This window comes from Paeniclostridium hominis (genome assembly GCF_014306135.1).
GTDB classification, from domain to species: Bacteria; Bacillota; Clostridia; order Peptostreptococcales; family Peptostreptococcaceae; genus Paraclostridium; species Paraclostridium hominis.
In genome coordinates this window covers 1-1298 of the sequence record NZ_JACRWD010000025.1, presented here as the reverse complement: position 1 = coordinate 1298, position 1298 = coordinate 1, and the positions used below count along the sequence as shown (strand labels likewise).

1 protein-coding gene and 2 rRNA genes are annotated in these 1298 nt (G+C 26.7%); 1 reads left to right on the top strand and 2 read right to left on the bottom strand.

All coding sequences use genetic code 11. The features are described 5' to 3' along the window. Positions 1–172: ribosomal RNA gene (locus tag H8891_RS14995) — 16S ribosomal RNA — on the bottom strand; the annotation flags it as partial. 366 nt (positions 173–538) lie between these two features. On the opposite strand from H8891_RS14995, the gene H8891_RS14990 reads away from it, so the two are divergent. Beyond that, entirely contained in the window at positions 539–730 is a 192-nt protein-coding gene (locus H8891_RS14990; RefSeq protein ID WP_147548246.1) for a hypothetical protein, read from the top strand. Positions 731–1169: 439 nt separating this feature from the next. On the opposite strand, the gene rrf is transcribed toward H8891_RS14990, so the two are convergent. Then, positions 1170–1286 (bottom strand): 5S ribosomal RNA (rrf, locus tag H8891_RS14985). Positions 1287–1298 lie beyond the last annotated feature (12 nt).

The window sequence follows — 1298 nt, the reverse complement described above, 5'->3', positions numbered from 1 at the left end:
ATATATCATCTCGTATTAGCATACCTTTCGGTATGTTATCCGTGTGTACAGGGCAGGTTACCCACGCGTTACTCACCCGTCCGCCGCTCTTCTCCGAAGAGAATCGCTCGACTTGCATGTGTTAGGCACGCCGCCAGCGTTCATCCTGAGCCAGGATCAAACTCTCAAATAAAAGTTGTCCATCGCTCAGCTATCATTATCTGAATATCTGGCTTGGTTGTTTGTTGTTTAATTCTTTAAAAAGAATTTTTATAATTAACCTACTGTTTAATTTTCAAAGTTCATTTTGTCTTTCGTGTTTGCCCTTTTCTTAAGGACAAGTAATACTATACCATCTCATTTTAATATAGTCAATACTTTTTTAAAAACTTTTTTTATTTTTTTATAACCTTTAAATAAAATTTATATAATTAAGATTCAAAAATTTTATTTTACAAATATAGCTTTCCTATAATCCCATGATTTATACATTGAATATATATTAATCTATATTGGAAAACTATATTAAATTTATAATAATTTAAGGAGTTGATTAATTATGTCAGACTTTAGTTATATAAAAGAATTGTATGAGGATGGCTTTAGATGTATTTATTATAATTCTGAGAGTAATAATCATAAAATATATCTAAAAAATTTTGATAATGAAGCATCTGAAGTAATAGAATTAACAAGTAATGATGACTTCAATCAATTTCAAAATTATATAAATGATTTAAAGATGCAATAAAATAAAGGAGCAACATGCTCCTTTATTTGGTAATCATAATTTGCTTTATTAATTTTAACAATTGATCTCTATCAACTTCTTTTTGTTTTTTATTTGACTTATATTCATATAAATTAATTACCTTAGCAACAGATTTATCCATTCAAATCACATCCTAATAAGTTTATTAATTCTATTTATTATTATATTCTATATAAAAGGCTGATTTCCTCCTATAAAAACTAAATTTTACAAAATACAATATTTTTTACTCTGCCTATATCAATTTTTATCTAATTTCAATTTAATATAATAAAACTTTAAATATAATTTAAATCCAAAATTTATATTGTACAACTAGATTATTGACCTTCAATAGCTTTTTTAATCAAAATAGATATATATTTATTAAATAATATGTGCTATAGCTTTTTAATATTCAAAAAATAAAAAAAAGATTACGCGGCTATGTCCTACTCTCCCAGGCAGCTTCCCACCAAGTACCATCGGCGCTAAAGAGCTTAACTTCTGTGTTCGGAATGGGAACAGGTGTATCCTCTTTGCTATAATAACCACATAATCTTTAAGA